The 2,223-nt window shown below is 45.8% G+C and carries 2 protein-coding genes and 1 pseudogene; all 3 read left to right on the top strand.

The window, feature by feature from the left end; all coding sequences use genetic code 11:
* Nucleotides 1–109 (top strand): annotated as a pseudogene (locus HP546_RS31935) (hypothetical protein); the annotation flags it as partial.
* A gap of 824 nt (nt 110–933) precedes the next feature.
* The gene (locus HP546_RS29365) at nt 934–1,338 is read left to right on the top strand and encodes an immunity 22 family protein (RefSeq protein WP_172233118.1); all 405 of its coding nucleotides are present in this window, start codon (nt 934–936) and stop codon (nt 1,336–1,338) included.
* A gap of 378 nt (nt 1,339–1,716) precedes the next feature.
* Nucleotides 1,717–2,223, top strand: a 507-nt coding sequence (locus tag HP546_RS29370) for a hypothetical protein (protein ID WP_172233121.1), incomplete at its 3' end; no start/stop codon positions are given.

The following is a 2,223-nucleotide window of genomic DNA, read 5'->3' on the forward strand; positions in this document are numbered from 1 at the left end:
GCTGGAAGAAACCGACCCGCTGGGCCGCAAGATCCGGTACGAATACCACCACCTGACCAAGCTGGTGACCCAGGTCCGCTATCCGGACGGCAGCACCTGGCAGCCGCGTCAAAGAGGTTTGGAATGCAAAAAGCAAAAAAATACCAAAAACATTTGGTTCTGGGTGTGGCTAGCACTGGAGGTTTGTATGAATGACTTCATCGCGTCAAGCATCGAGTGCTATGAGGAAGACGATGTCCTAATAGTTGCAATTGGTGATGGCAGCGCTGATCCTGCCAATTATGTGATAATGACGCGTTTAGAGGATGAAGATAATTCGAGTGTTGATGACTGCATCGGCTTGCAAACTTCTGAGGCAAGCCATGAGGTGGCAGGTGCTATAAAAAAAATAGCATTAGAGAAGAGTGGTCTTAGGGTTGAAGTCAAACCGGAATTCATTAAGCATTTCGGTGGTTCATCTATTTTCGCCAGGTTCGATAGTGTTATTTTTGAGTCGGCAGGGAAAGCATCTTCCTTGCGAAAGGCTTTGCAAGTGCTTTTTAATGGCAGTGCGGTAGAATTAGTTGTTTGAGTGCTGGATGTGAAGGGGTACTTAAAAGCTGAATCTATAAGGTTGTTTGTATTGCCAGGTATATATTGTTAGCGGAGGTGCCGCGAAGTGTCATGCGTGGCACCGAAACAGCTTCGAAAGCAAAAGAACTCGGATTTACCGCTCAAGAACTTAGCAATTGACAGTGCTGACCAAAGATATTACTTTTGTTGGAGTTGCTGACGAACATGGTAAGCCTGTGCCGTACGGTCCTCATCATGGAAGTAGGGCTGGTAGATTGTTTCACAATGATCTCATTAATGATTAGAATTCCACGCAAAGTAAATCGCAAGCGCTGAGTGTGATTGATTTGCATCGCAGTGATGAAATTGGGGGCATGTTAGATGGATGACGTTGATCGTTACGGAAAGGTGCATCTGTGGATAGGTACGAACTTTTCCTCCGATGAAGTTTACCTTAAATATTTCGAGTTGGAATACACGGAAGATTTGGATGATCCGGCCTACAAGGCGTGTGGATTTTGCCAGGATATTGGTGCAAGATGGTATGACGAGGATTTCATAGGGATCATTCCCAGAAAGTCATGTGAGGTGAGCTTAGATGAAATACTCAAAGATGCTGCGGTCGATCGAGCCTGTATTGGAAGTGTTAAGGCAGAGTGCCTCAGGCTTGGAGTAACCAAGGCTAATGCAATTTTTTGGTATTCTGACGGAGCGACCCCTATCTCAATCCCATTAAAATCAAATTACAATGGTTTAAAGTATGTGGGTTTGTATGAGGGGGAGTGAGTGTTTGGGTGCTTTAAGGATATCGGGCGCATCGCTCTAGTCTTCGCTGAGACTGCTAGGCGCTAGACCATTGCATTCGGTAATGCCTGCTGGAAGAAACCGACCGGCTGGGCCGCAAGATCGCCGGCGAATAGCACCACCCGACCACGCTTGTGACCTAGGTCAGTTATCCAATCTAGGTCAGCGTACGCGATTGGTATATATATGATCTTGCAGCGCTTGAAAGCCAGATCTTCCCTCACATCCAGCATCCCGGCGGAGGGTTATGGAGCCATCCCGTGGTTACAGGTCGGTACCAAGAGTGCGCGTGGTAAGCCGCATGGCGCTACAGGTGCTGTTCATGATTCAATATTCAACGTTCTTAAGTATAGGTAATGTATGAGTGCAGAGGATCGCGCCTTTTTCGAGTCTGAGTTACTAAAAGAGCTGAAGTTGGTCGCCGCTAAGTTCAAGGGCGTGACCGCCTCAAAAAACAGGCTAAAATTCAAGTATAATAAAGAATTTGTGGCCGAGCTTGCTCTTGAGCATTTGTCTAAAGTAGATTCTTATGTGTTGCTTGGGATGGTAAGTGGAGGAGAGATTTATGAGTGCGCTTCTAACTTTACTCCTCCTTATAAAAGCAATTTATTCAATGAGTTTTGCTTTTCTTTTATTTCGTCGGGTGAGAAAAATAAAGTTTTTAGTGGTAGCTTGGATGGAGCGATAAAAACACCGGCGCCAGATTTGGTGGGTCAAGTATGTGCGCACATTAGAGGTGTGCTAGAGAATTTTTATGTCCCCAAAGTTTTAGCGTGTATTGTGCCCAGTGATCGGACAATCAAGGATGTTTTGTCTTCGCCTGAAAGTTACGCGTACCCTGCAGTATTTATACATTGCGCTGCTGTC

Origin of the sequence: Pseudomonas sp. CM25, from assembly GCF_013179705.1 — a bacterium.
Classification (GTDB): domain Bacteria; phylum Pseudomonadota; class Gammaproteobacteria; order Pseudomonadales; family Pseudomonadaceae; genus Aquipseudomonas.